The sequence below is a fragment of the Xenorhabdus japonica genome, assembly GCF_900115195.1.
Classification (GTDB): domain Bacteria; phylum Pseudomonadota; class Gammaproteobacteria; order Enterobacterales; family Enterobacteriaceae; genus Xenorhabdus; species Xenorhabdus japonica.
In genome coordinates this window covers 1-22,457 of sequence record NZ_FOVO01000047.1, presented here as the reverse complement: position 1 = coordinate 22,457, position 22,457 = coordinate 1, and the positions used below count along the sequence as shown (strand labels likewise).

General features: G+C 42.7%; 18 protein-coding genes, 1 tRNA gene and 2 pseudogenes. 17 read left to right on the top strand and 4 right to left on the bottom strand.

What is annotated here, in order from left to right:
* Positions 1 to 426, top strand: a pseudogene (locus BM135_RS14655) (transposase); the annotation flags it as partial.
* Positions 427 to 440: 14 nt separating this feature from the next.
* On the opposite strand, the pseudogene BM135_RS14650 reads toward BM135_RS14655, so the two are convergent.
* Together BM135_RS14650 and BM135_RS14645 are read right to left on the bottom strand one after the other, a co-directional pair.
* Positions 441 to 1,394: pseudogene (locus BM135_RS14650) on the bottom strand (tyrosine-type recombinase/integrase); the annotation flags it as partial.
* Between the two features lie 162 nt (positions 1,395 to 1,556).
* Positions 1,557 to 1,631 (bottom strand) — tRNA-Arg (locus BM135_RS14645).
* A gap of 183 nt (positions 1,632 to 1,814) precedes the next feature.
* Between BM135_RS14645 and mlaA the strand changes: the two genes are divergently transcribed.
* A complete protein-coding gene (gene mlaA, locus BM135_RS14640) occupies positions 1,815 to 2,567 on the top strand; it encodes a phospholipid-binding lipoprotein MlaA (RefSeq protein ID WP_092520898.1) in 753 nt (250 codons plus the stop codon).
* 73 nt (positions 2,568 to 2,640) lie between these two features.
* Here the strand turns inward: mlaA and fadL are convergent, their stop codons facing one another.
* Positions 2,641 to 4,002, bottom strand: coding sequence for a long-chain fatty acid transporter FadL (gene fadL, locus BM135_RS14635; protein WP_092520896.1), 1,362 nt, complete (start codon positions 4,000 to 4,002; stop codon positions 2,641 to 2,643).
* 351 nt (positions 4,003 to 4,353) lie between these two features.
* On the opposite strand from fadL, the gene BM135_RS14630 reads away from it, so the two are divergent.
* The 4 genes from BM135_RS14630 to sixA all read left to right on the top strand — a co-directional run bounded on the left by BM135_RS14630 (position 4,354) and on the right by sixA (position 8,972).
* On the top strand, positions 4,354 to 4,650 hold the full coding sequence (locus BM135_RS14630) for a YfcZ/YiiS family protein (protein WP_092520893.1): 297 nt from the start codon (positions 4,354 to 4,356) through the stop codon (positions 4,648 to 4,650).
* 291 nt (positions 4,651 to 4,941) lie between these two features.
* Complete coding sequence (gene fadI, locus BM135_RS14625) at positions 4,942 to 6,252, top strand: acetyl-CoA C-acyltransferase FadI (RefSeq protein ID WP_092520890.1); 1,311 nt, start codon at positions 4,942 to 4,944, stop codon at positions 6,250 to 6,252.
* A complete protein-coding gene (gene fadJ / locus BM135_RS14620; RefSeq protein WP_092520887.1) occupies positions 6,252 to 8,429 on the top strand; it encodes a fatty acid oxidation complex subunit alpha FadJ in 2,178 nt (725 codons plus the stop codon). Before fadI ends, fadJ begins: the two co-directional genes overlap by 1 nt.
* 57 nt (positions 8,430 to 8,486) lie before the next feature.
* Positions 8,487 to 8,972, top strand: coding sequence for a phosphohistidine phosphatase SixA (sixA, locus tag BM135_RS14615; protein WP_092520886.1), 486 nt, complete (start codon positions 8,487 to 8,489; stop codon positions 8,970 to 8,972).
* 56 nt (positions 8,973 to 9,028) lie between these two features.
* On the opposite strand, the gene smrB is transcribed toward sixA, so the two are convergent.
* Positions 9,029 to 9,571: an endonuclease SmrB gene (smrB, locus tag BM135_RS14610; protein ID WP_092520885.1), complete on the bottom strand. Its 543-nt coding sequence runs from the start codon at positions 9,569 to 9,571 to the stop codon at positions 9,029 to 9,031.
* Positions 9,572 to 9,850: 279 nt separating this feature from the next.
* Between smrB and hutI the strand changes: the two genes are divergently transcribed.
* From hutI to BM135_RS14550, 11 genes are all read left to right on the top strand, one after another.
* Positions 9,851 to 11,188: an imidazolonepropionase gene (gene hutI / locus BM135_RS14605; RefSeq protein ID WP_092520884.1), complete on the top strand. Its 1,338-nt coding sequence runs from the start codon at positions 9,851 to 9,853 to the stop codon at positions 11,186 to 11,188.
* An 18-nt stretch (positions 11,189 to 11,206) separates the two neighbouring features.
* A complete protein-coding gene (gene hutG / locus BM135_RS14600) occupies positions 11,207 to 12,166 on the top strand; it encodes a formimidoylglutamase (RefSeq protein WP_092520883.1) in 960 nt (319 codons plus the stop codon).
* Positions 12,167 to 12,197: 31 nt separating this feature from the next.
* Entirely contained in the window at positions 12,198 to 12,917 is a 720-nt protein-coding gene (hutC, locus tag BM135_RS14595; protein WP_092520882.1) for a histidine utilization transcriptional repressor HutC, read from the top strand.
* A 290-nt stretch (positions 12,918 to 13,207) separates the two neighbouring features.
* On the top strand, positions 13,208 to 14,902 hold the full coding sequence (gene hutU / locus BM135_RS14585) for a urocanate hydratase (protein WP_175486168.1): 1,695 nt from the start codon (positions 13,208 to 13,210) through the stop codon (positions 14,900 to 14,902).
* A 14-nt stretch (positions 14,903 to 14,916) separates the two neighbouring features.
* Positions 14,917 to 16,449, top strand: coding sequence for a histidine ammonia-lyase (hutH, locus tag BM135_RS14580; RefSeq protein WP_092520878.1), 1,533 nt, complete (start codon positions 14,917 to 14,919; stop codon positions 16,447 to 16,449).
* Positions 16,450 to 16,541: 92 nt separating this feature from the next.
* On the top strand, positions 16,542 to 17,900 hold the full coding sequence (locus BM135_RS14575; RefSeq protein ID WP_092520876.1) for an amino acid permease: 1,359 nt from the start codon (positions 16,542 to 16,544) through the stop codon (positions 17,898 to 17,900).
* A 245-nt stretch (positions 17,901 to 18,145) separates the two neighbouring features.
* Complete coding sequence (gene prmB, locus BM135_RS14570) at positions 18,146 to 19,078, top strand: 50S ribosomal protein L3 N(5)-glutamine methyltransferase (protein WP_092520874.1); 933 nt, start codon at positions 18,146 to 18,148, stop codon at positions 19,076 to 19,078.
* A 228-nt stretch (positions 19,079 to 19,306) separates the two neighbouring features.
* The gene (gene aroC / locus BM135_RS14565; RefSeq protein ID WP_092520871.1) at positions 19,307 to 20,392 is read left to right on the top strand and encodes a chorismate synthase; all 1,086 of its coding nucleotides are present in this window, start codon (positions 19,307 to 19,309) and stop codon (positions 20,390 to 20,392) included.
* Between the two features lie 93 nt (positions 20,393 to 20,485).
* The gene (locus BM135_RS14560) at positions 20,486 to 21,286 is read left to right on the top strand and encodes a sulfite exporter TauE/SafE family protein (RefSeq protein ID WP_092520869.1); all 801 of its coding nucleotides are present in this window, start codon (positions 20,486 to 20,488) and stop codon (positions 21,284 to 21,286) included.
* 21 nt (positions 21,287 to 21,307) lie between these two features.
* On the top strand, positions 21,308 to 21,859 hold the full coding sequence (locus BM135_RS14555) for an elongation factor P hydroxylase (protein ID WP_092520867.1): 552 nt from the start codon (positions 21,308 to 21,310) through the stop codon (positions 21,857 to 21,859).
* Between the two features lie 22 nt (positions 21,860 to 21,881).
* The gene (locus BM135_RS14550; protein ID WP_092520866.1) at positions 21,882 to 22,157 is read left to right on the top strand and encodes a YfcL family protein; all 276 of its coding nucleotides are present in this window, start codon (positions 21,882 to 21,884) and stop codon (positions 22,155 to 22,157) included.
* Positions 22,158 to 22,457: the final 300 nt, after the last annotated feature.

Sequence of the window (22,457 nt, the reverse complement as noted above, 5' to 3'; positions counted from 1 at the left end):
TACACCGGATTATTAACCATCTTGGCGAAATTCTGGCCCTCAAAATCACGGCCGGAAATACGGATGATAGGAAAGTGGTTCGGGAATTAGCAAAATTCCTTGTATGGCGACAAAGGTTATCTTAGTCAGGAAGTGGCAGACGATTTAGCGAAAAACGGTGTCACTTTCATCACGAAAAAGCGGAGTAATATGAAAGCGAGTGTGCTGGAATATTGGGATAAAATAATGTGATCAAGGCGTTTTATTATCGAAACGGTTAATGGGCAATTAAAAAATATCTGTCAAATAGAACATGCTCGTCATCGAAGTATAAAAGGATTTCTGTTGACTGTTTTAACGGGGTGAATGGCTTATTGTCATAAAAAGAAGAAACCATCACTGAAAGTTTTCTACTCAGAAGAAAAAGATATTCCAGTGACGGCTTAAACAGAATTGGGGTTAATTAATAAATTTAATGCCATTTCACTCATAGGTTTATTTGCATCATTCCTGCCCTGAAAAACATATTTCCCTTGGCCTGTAATGGGCTGTAGCTGTTCTAAAATATCAATAGCCTGGTTTGATAATGGAACAATATGAGGGCGACGCATTTTCATTTTTGCAGCAGGTATTTCCCATTGCGCTTTATTAAAATCAACCTCTGACCATTCAGCCTTGCGTAATTCACCGGGACGGGCACCAATTATCATTTGTAATCGCATCCCCATTTTTACGATGAAACTACCTGTATAAGCATTTAAGGATTTATAGAACTCTGGGATTTCATCAACAGTTAAAAATGAATAATGTTCTTTTTTATGTGCAGCAAAGGCAGACACTAAATCTGGGGTGGGATTATATTCAGTCCTCCCTGTTACTATTGCATATCGCCATACCTCTCCACACCGTTGACGAACTTTTCTGAGTTTTTCGGTCGCTCCCCGATCGTTCATTCGTGATAAAATAGCCATAAGTTCCATTGGCTTAATCTCAGAAATAGGTCTATTGCCTATATATGGGAAAACGTCTTTTTCAAATGTTTCCATCATTTCTTTGGCATAAGAAGCCGACTACCTGTCTACGCGTTTTTCATACCATTCACGAGTTATATTTTCAAAGGTGTTTTCTATTTGGTTTGCTGCGGATATCTTTTCGGTTTTTCTTACTTCACTGGGGTTAATTCCGTTAGCCACCAGCTTTCTTGCCTCATCGCGTTTGGTTCTGGCTTCGGTGAGTGTTACTACTGGATAAACACCTAATGAGATCATTTTGGTTTTACCCGCAAATTGATAACGATATCGCCAGCCTTTGGAACCATTGATATCAACCAATAAAGATAGCCCGTTGCCATCTGCCAGCGTATAGGCTTTTTCCTTTGGTTTGGCTCGCTTGATTGTCAAGTCTGTCAGCTTCATAAATCACCAATCTTGTATAGAAAAATTGTAGAGGGAAACTCTATACAACAAATTGTAGAGATTTAGAAAGACACTACTAGACTTGGATAGATGAGAGTTTTATTGAATATATTGATTTTACTGAGGTTAATTGACTTGAATAGACTATGAAAGATGTTCTTTTGGTGCCCCCTGCAGGAATCGAACCTACAATTAGCCCTTAGGAGGGGCTCGTTATATCCATTTAACTAAGAGGGCAATGAAACACAGTATACCTGTTTTTCTTGTTAGAGATAAGGCATAACGAATCGTTTGCCTATATAATCACCACTCTTTTTGATTACCGCTAATGAAAAATTGGAAGTATATTTAGCATATTTGGGACATTAGCTGGTTTGCAACGGATGGTCGATGTCGAAAAATAATTATGTGGAGAACAATATGAAGTATCGTCTGAGCGGGGTTGCTCTTACAGCAATCTTACTTGTGGGATGTGCCAGTTCATCGAACACGATGGAGCAGGGGCGTTCTGATCCGCTGGAAGGGTTTAACCGTGCTATGTTCAACTTCAATTATGATGTTCTCGATCCTTATGTTTTACGGCCTGTTGCTGTTGCTTGGCGAAATTATGTGCCGATGCCTGCGCGAAATGGCATCAGTAATTTCATGAGCAATCTCGAAGAGCCTGCCAGCATGGTTAACAGTTTTTTACGTGGTGATGTTCATGAAGGAGCAAAACACTTTAACCGTTTCTTTTTGAATACTCTTTTGGGTATGGGGGGGCTTATTGATGTTGCTTCCATGGCGAATCCTAAGTTGGCAAAAGAAGATCCGATGCGCTTTGGTAGTACATTAGGACACTATAATGTGGGATATGGCCCATATGTTGTTCTACCGGGATATGGCAGTTTTACATTGCGTGATGAAGGCGGTAACTTTGCGGATATGACTTATCCTGTACTGAGTTATCTTACTGGTTGGATGTCGGTAGGAAAGTGGGTGTTTGAAGGTATAGAAACCCGTGCCCGCTTGCTAGATTCTGATGGTCTATTAAGGAACTCTTCCGACCCTTATTTGATGATGCGTGATACTTACTTCCAACGTCACGATTTTATGGTCAATGGTGGCAAGTTGGAGCCAGAAAAAAATCCTAATGCTGCAAGCATTCAAGATGAATTAGATTCCATTGATTAAGTATCGATAATCAAAAAAGGATAGTGAATGCTATCCTTTTTTTTAGATCACGGTATTCGGTTTAAAGCGTGTATTAGAACGAATAGTTAAAGTTCACACCGTATAACCATGCCGTTCCTTTGGAATCAAATTCATATGGTGTATTGAAACCTTTTTCCTGGATCTCTTCTGGCAGTTTTTCGCTAACATGTACTTTCTTACCGCGCATATAAGAAACACCAACATCTACAGAAGCATCTTTATTAAATGCGTAAGTGGTTCCTACGCTAAACCAGAAACGATCTTGATCGGGAATTGAAATTGAGCGGTTTTTAGCTGGTACCGGGCTTTCATCAAAGGCAATACCTGTGCGGAATGTCCAGTTATCATCATAGTAGTAAGTCGTACCTAGCGAGATACGATAAGCATCACGAAAACCTTCATGTTTATCAAATGCAACTTTACCTGTATCACTTCTCGTTGCTTTCAATTCTTTGAATTCACTCCAGCCTGTATATAAGAAACTATAATGAATTGCCCATTGTGGTGCAACACGGTTATAGCCAGAGAATTCCCACATATCAGGCAAATTCAGATCCAATTTACCTTTGACGGTTTTCCCATTAGTACCACTCTCAAAGAGTGATCGTATGTATGGCAAATCGTTGCTGTAATCCCCGCTCTTGAATTTAACTTTGACTTTTGAGCGGTAAGTCAGGCTATAACGGTTATTTTCATCATACTGATACAGAAGCCCTGCGTTCCAACCGTAGCCCCAATCTTTGCCTTCTAAGCGAGCAGCTTCATCACTATCTGAGATTGAAAGGTGTTCAAGAGCTTTATTCTTAGTTGCTTTTCCTGCAGCGTTTATTTGCCTAGTAGCCATTGGACCGATTTCACCCATATGGCGAACGATCTTAGCATCGGCATACACAGCATTGACACCTAAGCCAAAGCTGAACTGGTCATTAAATTTGTAAGCACTGCTTAGGTTTAGGTTCACGGTCTTAAGATCTGTTTTGCCACCAATTGGGCCAGCAGTGTAATTATTGCTGAAATTAGTCGCTAAGCCAAAATTGGAAGTCGCAGATGCGCCAACAAACCATTGATCGCTGATTGGGGTAATAAAATGCAGATTTGGGATCCATGCATGTGGTGCGATGTTTTTAGCATCAGTACTATTTTTGGTGAGAGGTGACTCCCCAGTGATATCAACATCTGGGTTAACATACACTAAACCGCCAGAAAACGATGGGCTATTAAATAAGGTCATGGCCGCAGGGTTACGACTCCCTACGGAAGCGTTGTCTGCAACGACACCTGCCCCAGAAAATGCACGGCCTAATCCTGATGATGAATATTCATTCAATTGAAAACCGGCAGCACTAGCATTGGATGAGATAATTGCAACCGCCACTGCTAATGCTGAACGTGTAAATAGGTTTTTCTGGTTCATAACCAAAACCTCATTGTTTAATTATTATTAACATGCTACTCAAGTAGCTGAGAGCGCGGAATTGTAGATTCTGTTTGTCTTAATGACAAATCAGACCAGTGCACGAAGTATAGGCCTGATAATAGATTATGTTGCAATAATGTTTTCAAAATATAACTAAAATGATTGTTAAATTGGGACTTGCTTAACAAAAAACAGACAACTTGCGTTAATGAAATGTAAACGAATTCTTGTTGGAGTGATGAGATCAATAAATAGTGAGATAAATGGTTTCAAATAGCGCAAATGCTGGTTATTGATAGTCAGGAGAACGTAGAATTATTCGTAATTTTTTATTGTCGGAGAAATAAAATGCCTGATGCAATTAACCGCTGTAATGCCGAAGAGACCGCAGCTTGTTGCTGTGTTGATGTGGGAACAGTCATTGATAATGAAGATTGCACTGCTTCTTACCAGTGTGTTTTTGCTAGTGAACAAGAAGCTGAATTAATGCTTAATGCCTTGATAAAAAAGGCAAAAGAAGTGGAGTCTGATCCATGTGTTATACGCCATAACATTAAAGAGGTCGAGGGTGAAATGCAGTTATCTGTTGATTTCACTTTTAGTTGCCAAGCAGAGGCCTTAATTTTTCAGTTAGGCTTGCGTTAATTCCCCCTGAACAATAGTTTTCTCACTGTTTTATATCACAAAACAGTGAGAAAATTGCTTGTAAACGATTGCAAATAGCAGTCTTTTCTTTGTGTTTCTGTCGCAGATTCTTCATTTAAGTTATATAAATTATAAATCTCTTAAAGTTGAGTTTGTTCTCATTTTTAGTTTATTCCTGTTTGATATTTTCCAACATTGCGTTAACAATGCGTGATCAGGTCTGACCTCTTATGAGGTGAGTAAATATTTTTAATCAATTGATTTAGTTAATGATAATGATTAGGAGTTGCTATGGATCGTTCTTCAACACAAGTAATAATGCAAAAGGAACGTGTAGCTATTGTCAGTGGGTTGCGCATTCCTTTTGCGAAACAGGCAACTTTCTACCACGGTATTCCGGCTGTCGATTTGGGAAAGGCTGTTGTTAGTGAGCTGGTCATTAGGAGCGGTTTGTCGCCTGAGAAGATCGACCAATTAGTTTTTGGACAGGTTGTCCAAATGCCGGAAGCACCGAATATTGCAAGGGAAATTGTTTTAGGGGCAGGCTTAAGTGTGAATACTGATGCCTATAGTGTTTCCCGTGCCTGTGCGACAAGTTTTCAGGCAATTGCAAACGTAGCTGAAAGTATTATGGCGGGAACAGTCAATGTAGGAATTGCTGGAGGTGCTGATTCTTCATCCGTTTTGCCCATCGGAGTGACTAAATCATTGGCTCGCACTTTAGTTGATATGAACAAAGCTAAAAACCTCTCCCAACGGCTAAAATTACTCAATCGATTGAAACTACGTGATTTACTGCCCGTATCTCCTGCTGTTGCTGAATATTCTACAGGATTAAGAATGGGGGATACCGCAGAGCAGATGGCAAAAACTTACCATATCAGCCGCGAAGATCAGGACGCATTGGCGCACCGCTCTCATGTATTGGCGGCTAAAGCCTGGGAGCAGGGGCTTTTGAAAGAAGAAATTACATCGGCATATTTCCCGCCATACAGTAAAACATTGGCAGAAGATAATAATATTAGAAAGAGTTCAACTTTAGCTTCTTATGCCAAATTACGTCCGGCCTTTGATCGTAAACATGGCACAGTCACAGCGGCAAACAGCACACCATTGACTGATGGTGCAGCGGCAGTGATGTTAATGCGTGAATCGGTTGCTAAAGAATTCGGTATGGTTCCATTGGGGTATTTACGTAGTTATGCATTTTCTGCAATTGATGTTTGGCAGGACATGTTATTGGGTCCATCCTACGCAACGCCGCTGGCACTGGAACGTGCTGGTATCACTCTTAATGAACTCACTCTTATCGACATGCATGAAGCGTTTGCAGCTCAAACACTGACGAATTTAAAAATGTTTGCCAGTGAAAAATTTGCTCATGAAAAGTTGGGGCGTGCTCAGGCAATTGGTGATGTGGATATGGATAAATTCAATGTATTGGGTGGATCAATTGCTTATGGTCATCCATTTGCGGCGACAGGAGCCAGAATGGTTACTCAGACGTTGAATGAATTGCGTCGCCGTGGTGGAGGGCTTGGATTAACGACAGCTTGTGCCGCTGGTGGTTTGGGTGCAGCAATGGTATTGGAGGTGGAATAATGACTCAGGCTGAAAAAGAAACGATTGTATCAGCAATGCAACCGGAGCAATCGGTATTCAGTTTTTCTGTCAGGGATGACAAGGTGGGAATTATCACCATTGATGTACCGGGCGAAAAAGTCAACACACTGAAAGCTGAATTTGTTGAACAGTTTTTGATGATGTTTGAAAAAGCGCAACAAGTTTCTGGTTTGAAAGGGTTGGTTATCATATCAGGTAAACCAGATACTTTCATCGCTGGCGCTGATATCAGCATGATAGCTGGCTGTCAAACCCAGGAAGAAGCGACAGCATTGGCTGAGAAGGGGCAAAAACTGTTTGCGCAGATTGCTAATTATCCTTTACCTGTTGTGGCCGCGATTCATGGTGCATGTTTAGGCGGTGGGTTGGAATTGGCATTGGCTTGTCATGCGCGCATCTGTTCTTTAGATGAAAAAACACGTCTTGGTTTACCAGAAGTTCAGCTTGGTTTATTACCGGGTTCGGGGGGAACGCAGAGATTGCCCCGTTTGATTGGCGTCAGTGCCGCTTTGGATATTATATTGACAGGCCGTCAACTTAAGGCAAAACAAGCGCAACGGTTAGGTGTTGTGGATGATGCAGTACCCTTAGATATCTTGCTGGATGTTGCTGTGCAATATGTTAAAAAAGGCACTGTGAAGCGTAAGCCATTGGCATGGTCACAACGTATGCTGGCAAGCCCATTGGGCAGGCCGCTGTTATTCCAGATGGTTCATAAAAAAACGCGAGAAAAAACTCGCGGTCATTATCCTGCACCAGAGAAAATAATTAATGTGATCCGTACGGGGTTAGAAAAAGGCGCAGAGAGAGGTTTTCAGCTTGAAGCCAAGGCATTTGGTGAACTGGCAATGTCGCAAGAATCAGAAGCATTACGGAGCCTGTTTTTTGCTTCTACCACGTTAAAAAATGAAACGGGTTCTTCAGAGCAGCCAGCCGAGATTAAGTATGTGGGCGTTTTGGGTGGAGGATTGATGGGTGGTGGTATTGCCAATGTAACCATGACTCGAGGGAATTTGCCTGTTCGCATTAAAGATATTAGTGAAAAAGGCATCAATCAAGCATTAAAATATACATGGGATCTCCTTTCTAAGCGAGTAAAACAGCGTCGTTTGAAATCAAGTGAACGCTCACGTCAAATGTCTCTATTGACAGGAACCATAGACTACAGCGGCTTTGAACAAGCCGATATTGTAGTTGAAGCTGTATTTGAAGAATTAGTATTAAAACGTAAAATGGTTTCAGAAATTGAAGTGCATACAAAACCCGAAACCATTTTTGCATCCAACACCTCTTCATTGCCAATTCATAAGATTGCTGAAGTTGCAACTCGACCAGAACGAGTGATCGGTCTTCACTATTTTAGCCCTGTAGACAAAATGCCGTTGGTAGAAGTCATTCCACATGAGGGAACGAGTGAAAAAACAATTGCAACTGCCGTGGCATTGGCCAAGAAACAGGGAAAAACAGCCATTGTTGTCGGGGACAAAGCGGGATTCTATGTGAACCGAATTCTGACACCTTACATTAATGAAGCGGGTTATTGTTTAGTGGAAGGGGAGCCGATTGAACATATTGATAATGCTTTGATGAATTTTGGTTTTCCTATTGGCCCAATCAATTTACTGGATGAAGTTGGCATCGATGTGGGCACCAAAATCATCCCTATTTTGGTAGAGCAATTGGGAAGTCGATTTACTGCGCCAGAGATTTTGGAAGCAATTTTGAAAGATGACCGGAAAGGCAAGAAAAATGGTCGTGGCTTCTATTCGTATGCAAACAAAAAGGGTTCATTCTGGTCTTTTGGGAAAAAAGCCAGAGAAGTGGATGCATCCATCTATTCGTTATTAAAAATCAAACCTGCTGTAAAAATGTTGCCAGCTGACATTGCCCAGCGCTGTGTGATGCTTATGCTGAATGAAGCAGTTCGCTGTTTGGCGGAAGGCATTATCAGAAGCCCTCGTGATGGTGATATTGGTGCTGTATTTGGTATCGGATTCCCGCCATTCTTGGGAGGGCCATTCCGTTATATTGATAAGCTTGGTAGTGATAAAATCGTAGAAATTTTACGGCGTCTGGAGTCGCAATATGGGGAAAGATTTGCTCCCTGTGAGCACTTAGTCCAGATGGTTGAACAGAAAAAGAAATTTCATGCATAGAGAAAGGTGAGTGTGAGTGGTCTTAGGATAGGTTTGCAATTAACTAAACGGTGGATTATGTACGTTTTTATTATGCGTCACGGTGATGCTGCTTTAGACGCAATCAGTGATGCAACACGGGAACTCATGCCTCAAGGGTGTCAAGAATCACAGAAAATGGCTTGTTGGCTTTCGCAGCAATCGCCTGACATTGATTGTGTTTTGGTCAGTCCTTATACCCGTGCAGCACAAACGCTGAAAATAGTGAGAGAAAATTTGGCACTTCCTGACGATGAAGAAGTGCTGGCTGAGTTGATACCATCGGGTGATGTAGCGTTGGTTGCCAGTTATTTACACGTTTTGTCAACACAAGGGCGCAAATCTGTATTGGTAGTTTCTCATTTACCGTTGGTTGGGTATTTGGTTTCTGAGCTTTGTCCTGGGCAAATCCCCCCGATGTTTGCTACATCCGGCATTGCTTGTGTCGAGTTGGATCACCAAACAGAAAAAGGGTGTCTATTATGGCAAACATCTCCAGCACAGTTAACGAAAAAACCTAACTAGACACCTTATTACTGGCCTTTAATTACCTGATACTTTAATTCAATATAAAGACCAAATCAGCGCTGCGTAAACTCCTCCATCTCTACCAAAATGAGTAACGCAGCGTTCCCTCCCCATTCTTTAGGCGCTTGATGGAAGGCAATAATATCAGGATGCTGAGCAAGCCATAACGGAGTTTGTTGCTTGAGAATATGTTTACCGTGACCATGCATAACACAGGCACAATAAACGTTTTCACGACGACAGGCGGCAATTAATGCTCCAATTTCCTGTTTAGCTTGTAATTGGGTTAATCCATGTAAGTCTAGAAAAAGCTCCGGAGAATAATCTCCTCGACGCAATTTCTTTAATTCATAATGATTAGCACCTTCCCGTATATAGCGGGTTGGGCCTTCCATATCCAAATTTGGCTGAAACTCATCGGAAAAATAGTAACTGGCATCGATCTGTTCTTGCATCAAGCGTTCAGGGGCAACATGGTTAATTTTGTTTCTTTTCGGAGGATGGGAAACCTTATCTTGCACAATACGACGGGTTCCCGTAACAGATGTTCTAAATAGACTGATGTCTTCTAAGTTTAGTTGATGTTTTTTCTTCATTGCATGTTAATTTGCTCACAGCTTTTGGTAAGTGTACATGATTTTTTGTGATTTTTCTTGGAAGCGATTGTTTTAAATAAAGTATTGTTTTAAGTAAAGTATTTTTTAAGTAAAGTATTTTTTAAGTAACGTATTTTTTAAGTAACGTATTTTTTAAGTAACGTATCGTTTTAAGTAACAAGTTGTTCACAAAATGATTTGACAATTATGTTTGGTTATAAAATATATGTATATACAACATGAGGTCTGATACAAACAAAAAAATAACAGGATGGTACAATGTCAATTGAACTAAGAGACACTGATGTCATATGGCGCAATGCCAAACTTGCTACAATGAACCCTGCAATTAAAAACACTTATAGTGCAAATGTTAATGGCGACAGTATTGATGGTCTAAACAATTACGGCATATTAGAACAGCATGATCTTGTTGTGAGGGATGAAAAGATCTTGGCGATTTTGCCGACAGGTAGCGCACCAACCAACCAGTGTAAGATCATTGATGTGGAGCAGCGGCTAATCACTCCCGGCTTGATCGATTGCCACACTCACTTAGTGTTTGGTGGCAATAGAGCTTCTGAGTGGGAACAGCGTCTGAACGGGGTTTCTTATGAAGAAATTAGCGCAAAAGGTGGGGGTATTAATTCCACAGTCAATGCCACTCGTAATAGTTCAGCTCAACAGTTGGAAATCGCGTCCCAGAAGCGTCTTAATGCATTGATTGCCGAAGGTGTGACAACAATTGAGATGAAATCAGGTTATGGGCTGGATCTGATAAATGAAGAAAAACAGTTGAATATCGTGCGGGCATTGGCACAGAAAAACCCCATCGAAATTAGCCCGACATTACTTTCCGCCCATGCCGTTCCTCCTGAATATAAACATGATCCTGATGCCTATATCGATTTAGTCTGTGATTCCATCCTGCCTACTCTCTGGCAAAAACAGTTATTTGAAGCTGTAGATGTATTTTGTGAAACTGTTGGTTTCAATCTGAATCAAACCAAGCGTCTTTTTGCAACCGCAAAACGGCTGAATATTCCTGTAAAAGGTCATGTTGAGCAACTTTCCAATTTGGGCGGAAGTGAACTGGTTGCTGAATATCAAGGTTTGTCAGTTGATCATATTGAGCATTTGGATGAAAAGGGAATTGAAGCTCTCAGCCGTAGTGGGACAGTCGCTGTGTTGCTGCCCGGGGCATTTTATTTCCTGAGAGAAACTAAACGTCCTCCCATTGCGTTATTGCGCCAATATGGTGTACCGATGGCTATTTCAACAGATTTCAACCCTGGCACCAGTCCCTTTGCTTCTTTACGCCTGATCATGAATATGGCTTGCGTACAATTTGGTTTAACGCCAGAAGAAGCGTGGCAGGGAGTAACCATTCATGCCGCCCGGGCATTGGGACGAGCGGATAGTCATGGTCAATTGGCCGCGGGTTTTATGGCTGATTTTGTTGTTTGGGATGCTCAGAATCCGGTTGATATTTTATACGAACTGGGACATAACCCATTGGTTTATCGTGTTTATCATGGTGAAATCATGCATCGTGATAATTTAAATCGCCTGAGCGAATTAAATTATCTTAACGAACATTCTATTTGCGATAATTAATGGTGGTGAGGAAAAAATATGAATTTATGGCATCCGACATCAGAAAACATCTGGCAAGGGCGTAATGATCTTGCAGAAGCTGATAATGCTTTACGTGTATTCCAAACAGTAAAACAACCTGTCAGTTTTACTCCAGCAGAATTTCCTCACCACATTGCGCTATTGGGATTTGAATGCGATGAAGGCGTCAAACTCAATCATGGGCGCTCGGGCGCGAAATCGGGGCCTGAATATTTGCGCCAATCGTTGGCAAACTTAGCGAGTTATGATGGCCATGATAGGTTGGTGGATTTGGGAAATATTCGCGCCAATTCCGGTGAATTGAGTGAGGCACAGAAAGCACTCAGTGATGCGGTATATGAATGCCAGCAGCATAATATGAAGACACTGATCTTTGGTGGTGGACATGAAACCGCATTTGCTCATGGAATGGGAATTTACCGTGCGTATCCAGAGCAGCGTGTTGGCATTATCAATTTTGATGCCCATTTGGATCTGCGAAATGCGCCGCAGCCTACATCAGGAACCCCATTTCGGCAACTTGCCCATTACTGCCAGCAGAATCAGCGCCCATTTAATTACAGTTGTGTTGGAGCCAGTTTGGCATCAAATACCCAAGCGTTGTTGGATGAAGCTAATCATCTTGATGTCACCATTATTTGGGATACTCATTGCGTTGAATCCATGTTGGATAAGGTACAGCAGCAACTGCAAGATATAATCAATCAGGTTGATATTATTTATATGACAATTGATTTAGACGTGTTGCCAATTTGGCAAATGCCAGCCGTTTCTGCCCCTGCGGCGCTGGGGGTTCCACTGGAGCGTTTATTGCCATTGGTTCAACTCATCTGTCAGAGCAAAAAATTGCAAGCTGTAGATTTAGTTGAGCTTAACCCTTTGTATGATATTCAAGGAATGGGGGGAAAAGTGGCAGCTCGCTTGGCATGGCAGTTGGTGCATTGGTGGAACGGATAGGCTGATGGAGTGCATCAGTGGAGGATAATAAGTGGGAGATAGCAAAAATAAACCCGTGCCTTTGTATGCGAAAGTTAAACAAGCAATTATTGAAAAAATCTATACGGGAGAATGGAAACCGCATGATCGGGTTCCTTCGGAAGCTGAACTGGTCAAGCGATTTAACTGTAGTCGCATGACGGCTAACAGGGCGTTGAGGGAGCTAACGGCAGAAGGTTTTCTATTTCGTTTGCAAGGTGTGGGATCGTTTGTTTCTGAGCCGAAAGGGCAATCGGCTCTATTTGAGATTCACAGTATTGCAGATGAAATTGCTTCCCGCTCTAACCGACATAGTTGCAAGGTGCTGAAACTCTCTGAAGTGAACGCCAATATGACTCAGGCTGTAGAATTTAATATTGCAGTAGGCACACCTCTTTACCATTCCATCATTGTACATTATGAAAATGATGTACCGATGCAAATTGAGGATCGCTATGTCAATGTTCAGGCAGCACCGAAGTATATGAGGCAAGATTTCAGTCAGCAAACGGCTCATGATTATTTATCTCAGGTTGCACCATTGACAGAGGGAGAGCATGTTGTTGAAGCTGTTGCGGGAGATGCTCGTTCTTGTCGATTATTACAAATTGAAGTCAATACGCCTTGTTTGTTAATTAGCCGACGAACTTGGTCGAAGGAATTTATTGTTTCCAGTGCTAAGTTATTGTTTCCTGGGCATCGACATAAATTGAAAGGACGTTTTAGTTCATAGTTTGTCTATTCAACCATAAAAAACCTCTTTTTCCTTTTTGGGCAGAAGAGGTTTTTTTATCAACTATTGTGACAATAATGTAAATAAAATGTGATATTGGGCGCAAAACCAGCAAAAACATTTCCCTATTTATTACGGAATAAAACATTATCACCTTATTGATTTTTATCATAAATAGTATTGTGCTCCGTATTATCAACTTTATCTTCGTCACATTTTTGCCTATTGAATATGCATGTATATACAACTATACAATTAATAAAATTCATAAAGATGAAATAGGAAAAACCGTGACGATACAAAATAATAAATTTAGCAACGTAACTATTCGCTCTCCCAGAGGGACACAACTCACAGCAAAAAGTTGGTTGACCGAAGCACCACTTCGTATGCTCATGAATAACCTTGATCCTGATGTGGCAGAAAATCCCTGCGAATTGGTCGTTTATGGCGGGATTGGTCGTGCCGCCAGAAACTGGGCTTGCTATGAAAAAATCGTTGAAACTCTGAAAAATCTGGAAAATGACGAAACCTTGCTGGTGCAATCAGGTAAGCCTGTGGGAGTATTTAAAACCCATGAAAACGCCCCGCGTGTATTAATTGCAAACTCGAATCTGGTTCCACATTGGGCGACATGGGAACATTTTAATGAGTTAGATGCTAAGGGACTGGCAATGTATGGTCAGATGACTGCCGGTAGTTGGATATACATCGGAAGTCAGGGCATTGTTCAGGGAACTTACGAAACTTTTGTGGAAGCAGGTCGTCAACATTACAACGGTAATTTGACCGGACGTTGGGTTTTGACTGCGGGTTTGGGAGGGATGGGTGGAGCCCAGCCACTGGCTGCAACATTGGCGGGTGCGTCTTCATTGACCATTGAGTGCCAGCAAAGCCGCATTGATTTTCGTCTGCGTACCAAATATGTGGATGAACAGGCTGTTGATTTGGATGATGCTTTAGCGCGTATTGAACGTTATACCCAAGAAGGCAAAGCAGTATCCATAGCATTATGCGGTAATGCTGCTGAGATTTTACCTGAACTGGTTCGCCGTGGTGTGCGTCCTGATATGGTAACAGATCAGACCAGCGCTCATGATCCATTACACGGTTATTTGCCTGCTGGTTGGACATGGGAAGAGTACTGCCGCCGTGCTGAAAGTGAACCAGAAGTTGTGATTCAAGCGGCAAAAGCTTCAATGGCTATACATGTTGAAGCCATGCTGGTTTTCCAAAAGCAGGGAATACCTACATTTGATTATGGTAATAACATCCGCCAAATGGCGAAAGAATCGGGGGTTAAACACGCCTTTGATTTCCCCGGATTTGTTCCTGCCTACATTCGTCCTCTGTTCTGCCGTGGTATCGGGCCTTTCCGCTGGTCGGCACTCTCCGGCGATCCTGAGGATATTTATAAAACCGACGCCAAGGTAAAAGAATTGCTGCCGGATGACACCCATTTACACCGTTGGTTGGATATGGCAAGAGAGCACATCAGTTTCCAAGGGTTGCCTGCACGTATTTGCTGGGTAGGTTTGGGAGATCGTGCCAAATTGGGATTGGCATTTAATGAAATGGTTCGCAGTGGGGAACTTTCCGCACCTATCGTGATTGGCCGTGACCATTTGGATTCCGGTTCTGTCGCCAGCCCCAACCGTGAAACTGAATCCATGCAAGATGGTTCTGATGCTGTTTCTGATTGGCCATTGTTGAATGCTTTGCTGAATACCGCCAGTGGCGCGACATGGGTTTCCCTGCATCATGGTGGTGGCGTTGGGATGGGGTTCTCCCAACACTCCGGTATGGTCATTGTTTGTGATGGAACTGATGAAGCGGCTGACCGCATTGCCCGTGTATTACACAATGATCCAGCAACGGGAGTGATGCGCCATGCTGATGCGGGTTATGAGATAGCTATCCAGTGTGCGAAAGAGCAGGGGCTAAACCTGCCAATGTTAAACCAGCCAGTGACTGATACAAAATAAGGAGCGTTGTCGAAATGAAAAATATTACTATCCACCCAGGAAGAATGACGCTTGACGAATTACGCCATGTTTATCAGCACCCTGTTCACATTAGTTTGGACGAACAATGCTTTCCTGCCATTGAGAACAGTGTCGCTTGTGTGAATCGCATCATCAGTGAAAACAGAACGGCTTATGGTATCAATACAGGTTTTGGCTTGCTGGCGAATACCCGTATCGCAGAACAGGATTTGGAAGAATTGCAGCGTTCCATTGTGTTGTCACATGCTGCGGGAGTCGGTGAGCCTCTGCCGGATGAAATTGTCCGATTGATTATGGTGTTGAAAATCAACAGCCTTGCCCGTGGCTATTCTGGCATTCGTCTGGAAGTGATTCAGGGGCTGGTTGCTTTGGTCAACGCTGAAATTTATCCTTACATTCCAAGCAAAGGTTCAGTGGGAGCCTCCGGTGACTTAGCCCCATTGGCGCATATGAGCCTGTTATTGTTGGGAGAAGGAAAAGCCCGCTATCGTGATGAATGGCTACCGGCGAAAATCGCGCTGGAAAAGGCAGGGCTCAAGCCGATTTGTTTGGTTGCAAAAGAAGGATTGGCGCTGCTCAATGGCACACAAACTTCTACAGCTTTTGCTTTGAAAGGGCTTTTTGCCGCAGAAGATTTACTTGCATCAGCGATTATTTGTGGTGCCTTGTCTGTTGAAGCCGCGCTTGGCTCCCGTAAACCATTTGATGCGCGTATCCATGATGCGCGAGGTCAGAAAGGCCAAATTGATGTGGCAGCCCTTTACCGTTTGGTATTGGAAGAACAGAGTGGAATTTCTGACTCGCACAAAAATTGCCCGAAAGTCCAAGATCCTTATTCATTGCGCTGCCAGCCACAAGTAATGGGGGCTTGTTTAACCCAAATCCGCCATGCTGCTGACGTGATTATGGTTGAAGCCAATGCGGTTTCAGATAATCCGCTGGTATTTGCTGAAGAAGATGAAGTGATTTCTGGCGGTAACTTCCATGCTGAACCCGTTGCTATGGCATCGGATAATCTGGCCATCGCTTTGGCTGAAATTGGCTCATTGTCAGAACGTCGTATTGCCTTGCTGATGGACAGTAATATGTCTCAATTGCCACCATTCTTGGTCGAAAACAGTGGTGTGAACTCCGGTTTCATGATTGCTCAGGTAACTGCGGCGGCTCTGGCAAGTGAAAACAAAGCGTTGGCGCATCCTTCCAGTGTTGATAGTCTGCCAACTTCTGCCAATCAGGAAGATCACGTTTCAATGGCACCGGCCGCAGGTCGTCGTTTGTGGGAAATGGCAGATAACGTGCGTGGAATTTTAGCAATTGAATGGTTGACGGCATGTCAGGGTATGGATTTCCGTCATGGCTTGCAGAGTAGCCTGATTTTGGAAAAAGCCCGCCATATCCTCCGTGATAAAGTCGCACATTATGATAAAGATCGCTTTTTCGCACCGGATATTGAGGAAGCAATCCAGTTGTTGGCTGAGCAGCAACTTTCTGCATTGTTGCCTGTTGGCAAGATCTTAGAAAACTAAGTACAAACACATCGTCTTAGGCCGGATAGTCTCCGGCCTTATCGTAGTATTTATCTCTTCCAATCTAATAATAAAAGACACAAGGATAAATCATGCAAAACATCTCACAACTCAAGCGAGGGTTAAGCGTTCGCCACATTCGATTTATGGCTCTGGGATCGGCAATTGGCACAGGTCTTTTCTACGGTTCAGCGGAAGCCATTAAAGCTGCGGGGCCAGCGGTATTGTTGGCTTATGCCATAGGTGGCGTGGCAGTATTCATGGTCATGCGGGCATTGGGGGAAATGGCGGTACATCGTTCTGCACCGGGATCTTTCTCTTATTATGCCACTCACTACTTAGGGCCACTGGCGGGTTTTCTGACCGGATGGACTTACGTTTTTGAAATGTTAGTTGTTTGTCTGGCTGACGTAACTGCATTCGGCATCTATATGAAGCTCTGGTTTCCCCATGTTGAACAGTGGATTTGGGTACTTAGCATTGTCTTTTTCATTGGGGCAATAAACCTATGTAACGTCAAAGTTTTTGGTGAAATGGAATTTTGGCTTTCTATCATTAAGGTTGCAGCAATTATTGCCATGATTGTTGGCGGTTTTGCCATAATGATGTATGGATTTGGTCAGGAAGCGGGCCATGTCACTGGCCTATCTAACTTATGGGAACATGATGGGTTCATGCCCAATGGCATAGCGGGAGTAATAGCCTCGTTTACGGTCGTTATGTTTGCCTTTGGTGGCATTGAAGTCATTGGTATCACAGCCAGTGAAGCTAAAAATCCGGAAAAATCCATTCCACGCGCAATCAATGCTGTTCCGCTCCGCATTTTACTGTTCTATGTTCTTACACTGTTTGTTTTGATGTGCATTTATCCGTGGAATCAAGTGGGACAAAATGGCAGTCCATTTGTTCAGATATTCTCTAGTTTGGGAATTGATTCAGCAGCCAATATTTTGAATATTGTCGTGATCACCGCTGCAATTTCTGCGATCAACAGTGATATTTTTGGCGCAGGGCGGATGATGTATGGCATGGCACAGGAAAAACAGGCTCCAGCTACTTTTACACAATTGACTAAAAGCGGAGTACCGTGGGTCACTGTGCTGGTAATGTCAGGGATCTTGTTGATAGGTGTTGTTTTAAATTATTTTCTGCCAGAAAAAGTTTTCGTCATCATTGCTTCTATCGCGACATTTGCAACCGTCTGGGTATGGCTGATGATTTTGCTGTCACAATATGTTATGCGTCGTAAAATGCCAGCAGAAGAAGCCAAACAGCTTAAATTCCCAGTTCCCTTTTGGCCTGTTGCACCGACGCTGACCATAGCTTTTATGGTATTTGTTATTGGTATATTAGGCTATTTCCCCAATACCCGAATTGCATTGTACGTTGGGGTAGTATGGATAGCATTATTGACCATAAGCTATTACTTCTGGGTGAAAAAAACCAAATAATCGGCAACTTATCTAAAAATGTCGCTCTACTTATAAGGGCGGCATTTTATTTAAGAATCTATTCTCTGTTAATCTTGCCCTTTTTTGACCTGATCTTCTCTTAACACGATTTTTGATCCTAATGTTATCTTTTCCTCCGAATACCATCGATCCTTGAGATAATTCGAATGTGCAGAAAGCTGATTTGTTTCAGGGAACATGGCAAACTAGCGCGTTAATATATTTTTATTATTTGGAGGTGGTTTTTGGATAAGATTTTTGTAGATGAGGCTGTTGCAGAGTTACAGACCATTCAAGATATGCTGCGTTGGTCTACCAGCCGTTTTAATGCCGCCAATATCTATTATGGGCATGGAACAGATAATCCGTGGGATGAGGCTTTGCAATTAGTTCTCCCCACATTGTATTTGCCTCTGGATATTCCCGAAACAATGATGGCATCGCGCTTAACATCAACAGAGCGCCATCGCATTGTTGAGCGTGTTTTGCGTCGTATTAATGAGCGTATTCCAGTCGCTTACCTGACAAATCGTGCCTGGTTCTGTGGTCACGAATTTTATGTCGATGAGCGGGTTTTGGTTCCCCGCTCACCGATTGGCGAATTGATTAACAATCAATTTGCTGGGCTGATTTCACACGAACCATCAACCATTTTAGATCTTTGCACTGGCAGCGGTTGTATTGCGATTGCTTGTGCCCATGCATTTCCTGAAGCTGAAGTAGATGCAGTTGACATTTCAGCTGATGCGCTGGCGATCACTGAGCAGAATATCGAGAATCACGGTCTTTCTCATCGCGTCATTCCGATTCGTTCAGATCTCTTCCGGGATATGCCACCAATGAAATATGATCTTATTGTCACTAATCCTCCGTATGTGGATGAAGAAGACATGAACGATCTACCGGACGAATTTCGCTGTGAGCCTGAATTGGGATTGGTTGCGGGAGTTGATGGGTTGCAACTGGCTCGCCGTATTCTGGCGACAGCACCTGATTTTCTCACGGAAGATGGGATGCTTATTTGTGAAGTCGGCAACAGCATGGTACATCTGATTGAACAATATCCAGAAGTACCATTTACATGGTTAGAGTTCGAACATGGTGGTGATGGTATTTTCATGCTGACCCGCCAGCAACTGGTTGAGCATCACGAATATTTCCAACAGTTCAAAGACTAATAATTTTTCTTAGTACTCAATGATTAAAACAGACACTATATTAAATTATACTTAATCAAGTGAAAACCATAGTGTAGCTAATATAGCGTAGCCAATAATGTTGTGGTTTGAAATATGATGGGTTTAAAGGCAAATAAAATTGCTGAAATAAGATAGGTTTTAATCATTGGGTGAGTTATTGTTATTCGATCTCATTTTTAACGCATAAATAATGATGGCAGGGTAAGAATGGCAGGAAATAGTATTGGGCAGTTTTTTCGTGTCACCACATTTGGTGAATCTCACGGAATCGCACTGGGATGCATTGTTGATGGTGTCCCACCAGGCATTGCTATTACAGAAACCGATTTGCAAATTGACTTGGACAGACGTCGTCCGGGCACTTCCCGTTATACGACACAGCGTCGTGAGCCAGATCAAGTTCGTATTCTTTCAGGTGTTTTTGACGGAGTGACAACAGGTACCAGTATTGGCCTGATGATTGAAAACACCGATCAGCGTTCACAAGATTACAGTGCGATTAAAGATGTTTTCCGCCCGGGTCATGCTGACTATACCTACGAACAAAAATATGGACTGCGTGATTATCGTGGCGGTGGACGTTCATCAGCCCGTGAAACCGCCATGCGCGTTGCAGCAGGAGCAATTGCTAAAAAATACTTATTCGAAAAACATGGCATTCTTATTTGTGCTTGTCTGACCCAGATGGGTGATATTCATTGTGAACTGAAAGATTGGGATCTTGTTGAACAGAACCCTTTTTTCTGCCCCGATGCCAGTAAGCTGACCCAGCTTGATGAATTGCTTCGGGCATTGAAAAAAGAAGGGGATTCCATTGGTGCGAGAGTCAGTATAGTTGCTGAAAACGTACCAGCGGGATTGGGAGAACCAGTGTTTGACCGTTTGGATGCAGATATTGCTCACGCCTTGATGAGTATTAACGCGGTGAAAGGCGTTGAAATCGGTGATGGTTTCAGTGTTATAAATTTACGTGGCAGCGAAAACCGCGATGAAATTACGACCGAGGGATTTACCAGTAATCATGCTGGTGGCATTTTAGGCGGGATTAGCAGTAGTCAGCCGATTGTTGCGCATATTGCCCTGAAACCGACATCCAGCATTATGGTGCCGGGTAAAACAATCAACCGCCAGAGAGAAGAGGTGGATATGGTAACTCGTGGTCGACACGATCCTTGTGTTGGTATCCGGGCAGTGCCTATCGCAGAAGCAATGATGGCGATTGTACTTATGGATCACTTATTGCGTCAGAGGGCACAATGTGCTGATGTGACACCACCGCTTCCACGTTGGTAGTCCGGGAAGAGGCTCTTGATACCTGATATAAGCCTCGGCAGATGCTGAAAGGCATCCTGATCATAGGCAAGCAGTTTTCTGGTGAAATGTATAATGGAATGGACATTGTTAGGGTCGGAAATTTACGGTTTCCTCTTTTTGGTTGCGGTAGTTGCGGGATTTATCGATTCTATTGCTGGGGGCGGTGGATTATTGACCATTCCCGCACTGCTATCAGCAGGGATTTCTCCTGTCCAGACACTGGCAACAAATAAATTACAGGCTGTGGGGAGTTCTTTATCTGCCAGCCTTTATTTTATCCGCCGCGGTATAGTGGATTTGCGTTCCCAGCGTTTTGCGATTGTCATGACGATAATTGGTGCCATGTTGGGGGCTTTGCTGGTTCAATTTGTGTCACCGGATTTTCTGCATTATTTATTACCGGTGTTGGTGATAATTATCGGCCTTTATTTTCTATTAGTGCCGAATATTGGAGCAGAAGATCGGCAACATCGTCTTGGTCCAATTGCATTTGGTTGTCTCGCCGGGTGTGGGATTGGCTTTTACGATGGAGTGTTTGGGCCGGGAACGGGATCTTTTTTCGCACTCTCTTATGTCATGCTTTGTGGCTACAATTTGGCAAAAGCAACGGCCCATGCCAAGATACTGAACTTTGCATCTAACATCGGTGCCTTGGGGTTCTTTATTCTTGGTGGACAGGTTTTATGGCTGGTGGGCTTTGTGATGCTGATAGGGCAAATGATTGGTGCGAGGTTAGGCGCTGGTTTGGTGCTGAGTAGAGGGCAGAAACTTATTCGTCCGATGTTGGTGACTATTTCTTTTTTGATGAGCATCAAACTTCTTTATGACCATTATGGAGATATCATCCGTTCTTGGTTGGCATTTTATTTTTGATTTAGGATTCTGCATTAATACATGACTGCACATTATTATCAACAACTGATTGAAATTTTTGATAATTGCTTTAGTAATGACTATAACACCCGTTTGATAAAAGGTGATGATGAGCCGATTTATCTACCTGCAGATGATGAAGTGAACTATAACCGAATAGTGTTTGCTCATGGTTTTTATGCCAGTGGATTACATGAAATTTCTCATTGGTGCATTGCGGGAGAAGAGCGCCGCAAACTGATTGATTTCGGTTACTGGTATTGTCCTGATGGGCGTGATGCTCAAACTCAGGGCGAATTTGAAAAAGTGGAGATCAAACCGCAGTCGCTGGAATGGTTATTCTGTGTAGCGGCGGGGTTTTCCTTTAATATCAGTTGTGACAACCTTGACGGTGATTTTGAGCCGGATCGTCTTGCTTTTCAGCAGAAAGTGCATGGGCAAGTTATGCAATACCTTGAAAATGGGATTCCCACACGAGCTGCACGCTTTATTCAAGGCCTGCAATCGTTTTACAATACGCCTCCACTAAAAGCAGAGCATTTTCCTTATCCGGAAAATCTCTTGGCTAATTGAAATTGATTTTGAGGAAAAAATAATGCTCGCAGAGTTTGAAACACGCATTCTGGCGCAAATTGATAATATGGTTGAACATGCCAGTGATGACGAATTATTTGCTGGTGGATACCTCCGCGGACATCTGACATTAGCTGTTGCTGAATTAGAACAAGAAGGGGCAAACACTGTTGAGCAGCTCCATCAGCGTGTTGAAGAAAGTGTTAACAAAGCAATTAAAGCGGGAGAACTGACTCCACCAGATCAGGTTTTGGTTTTGTCAACTTGGCAAAAACTACTGGATAGCGCAAAAAATTAATTCATTGACACGTAATTATTTCTATTTAGGGCTATTTATGTAGCCCTTTATTTTTTGGTTGAACAGAGTAATCACTTACCTATGATTACAAAAAAATTCGTATTGGTTCTCAATAATGAGAATAAATAGTGACATCTTTATCTTTATTTGTTTTTTTATCATAAATATAAAGTAAAGTGATGTGGGTTTTAAATTAATTTTACAGCTTGGATTCGCATGATAGGTGCAATTTCTGAAAAAGGTGGTCAGTTGCTATAGTAGGCATCTTTCTCGCCAAAGGAAAATGCGCTATGGCCTATA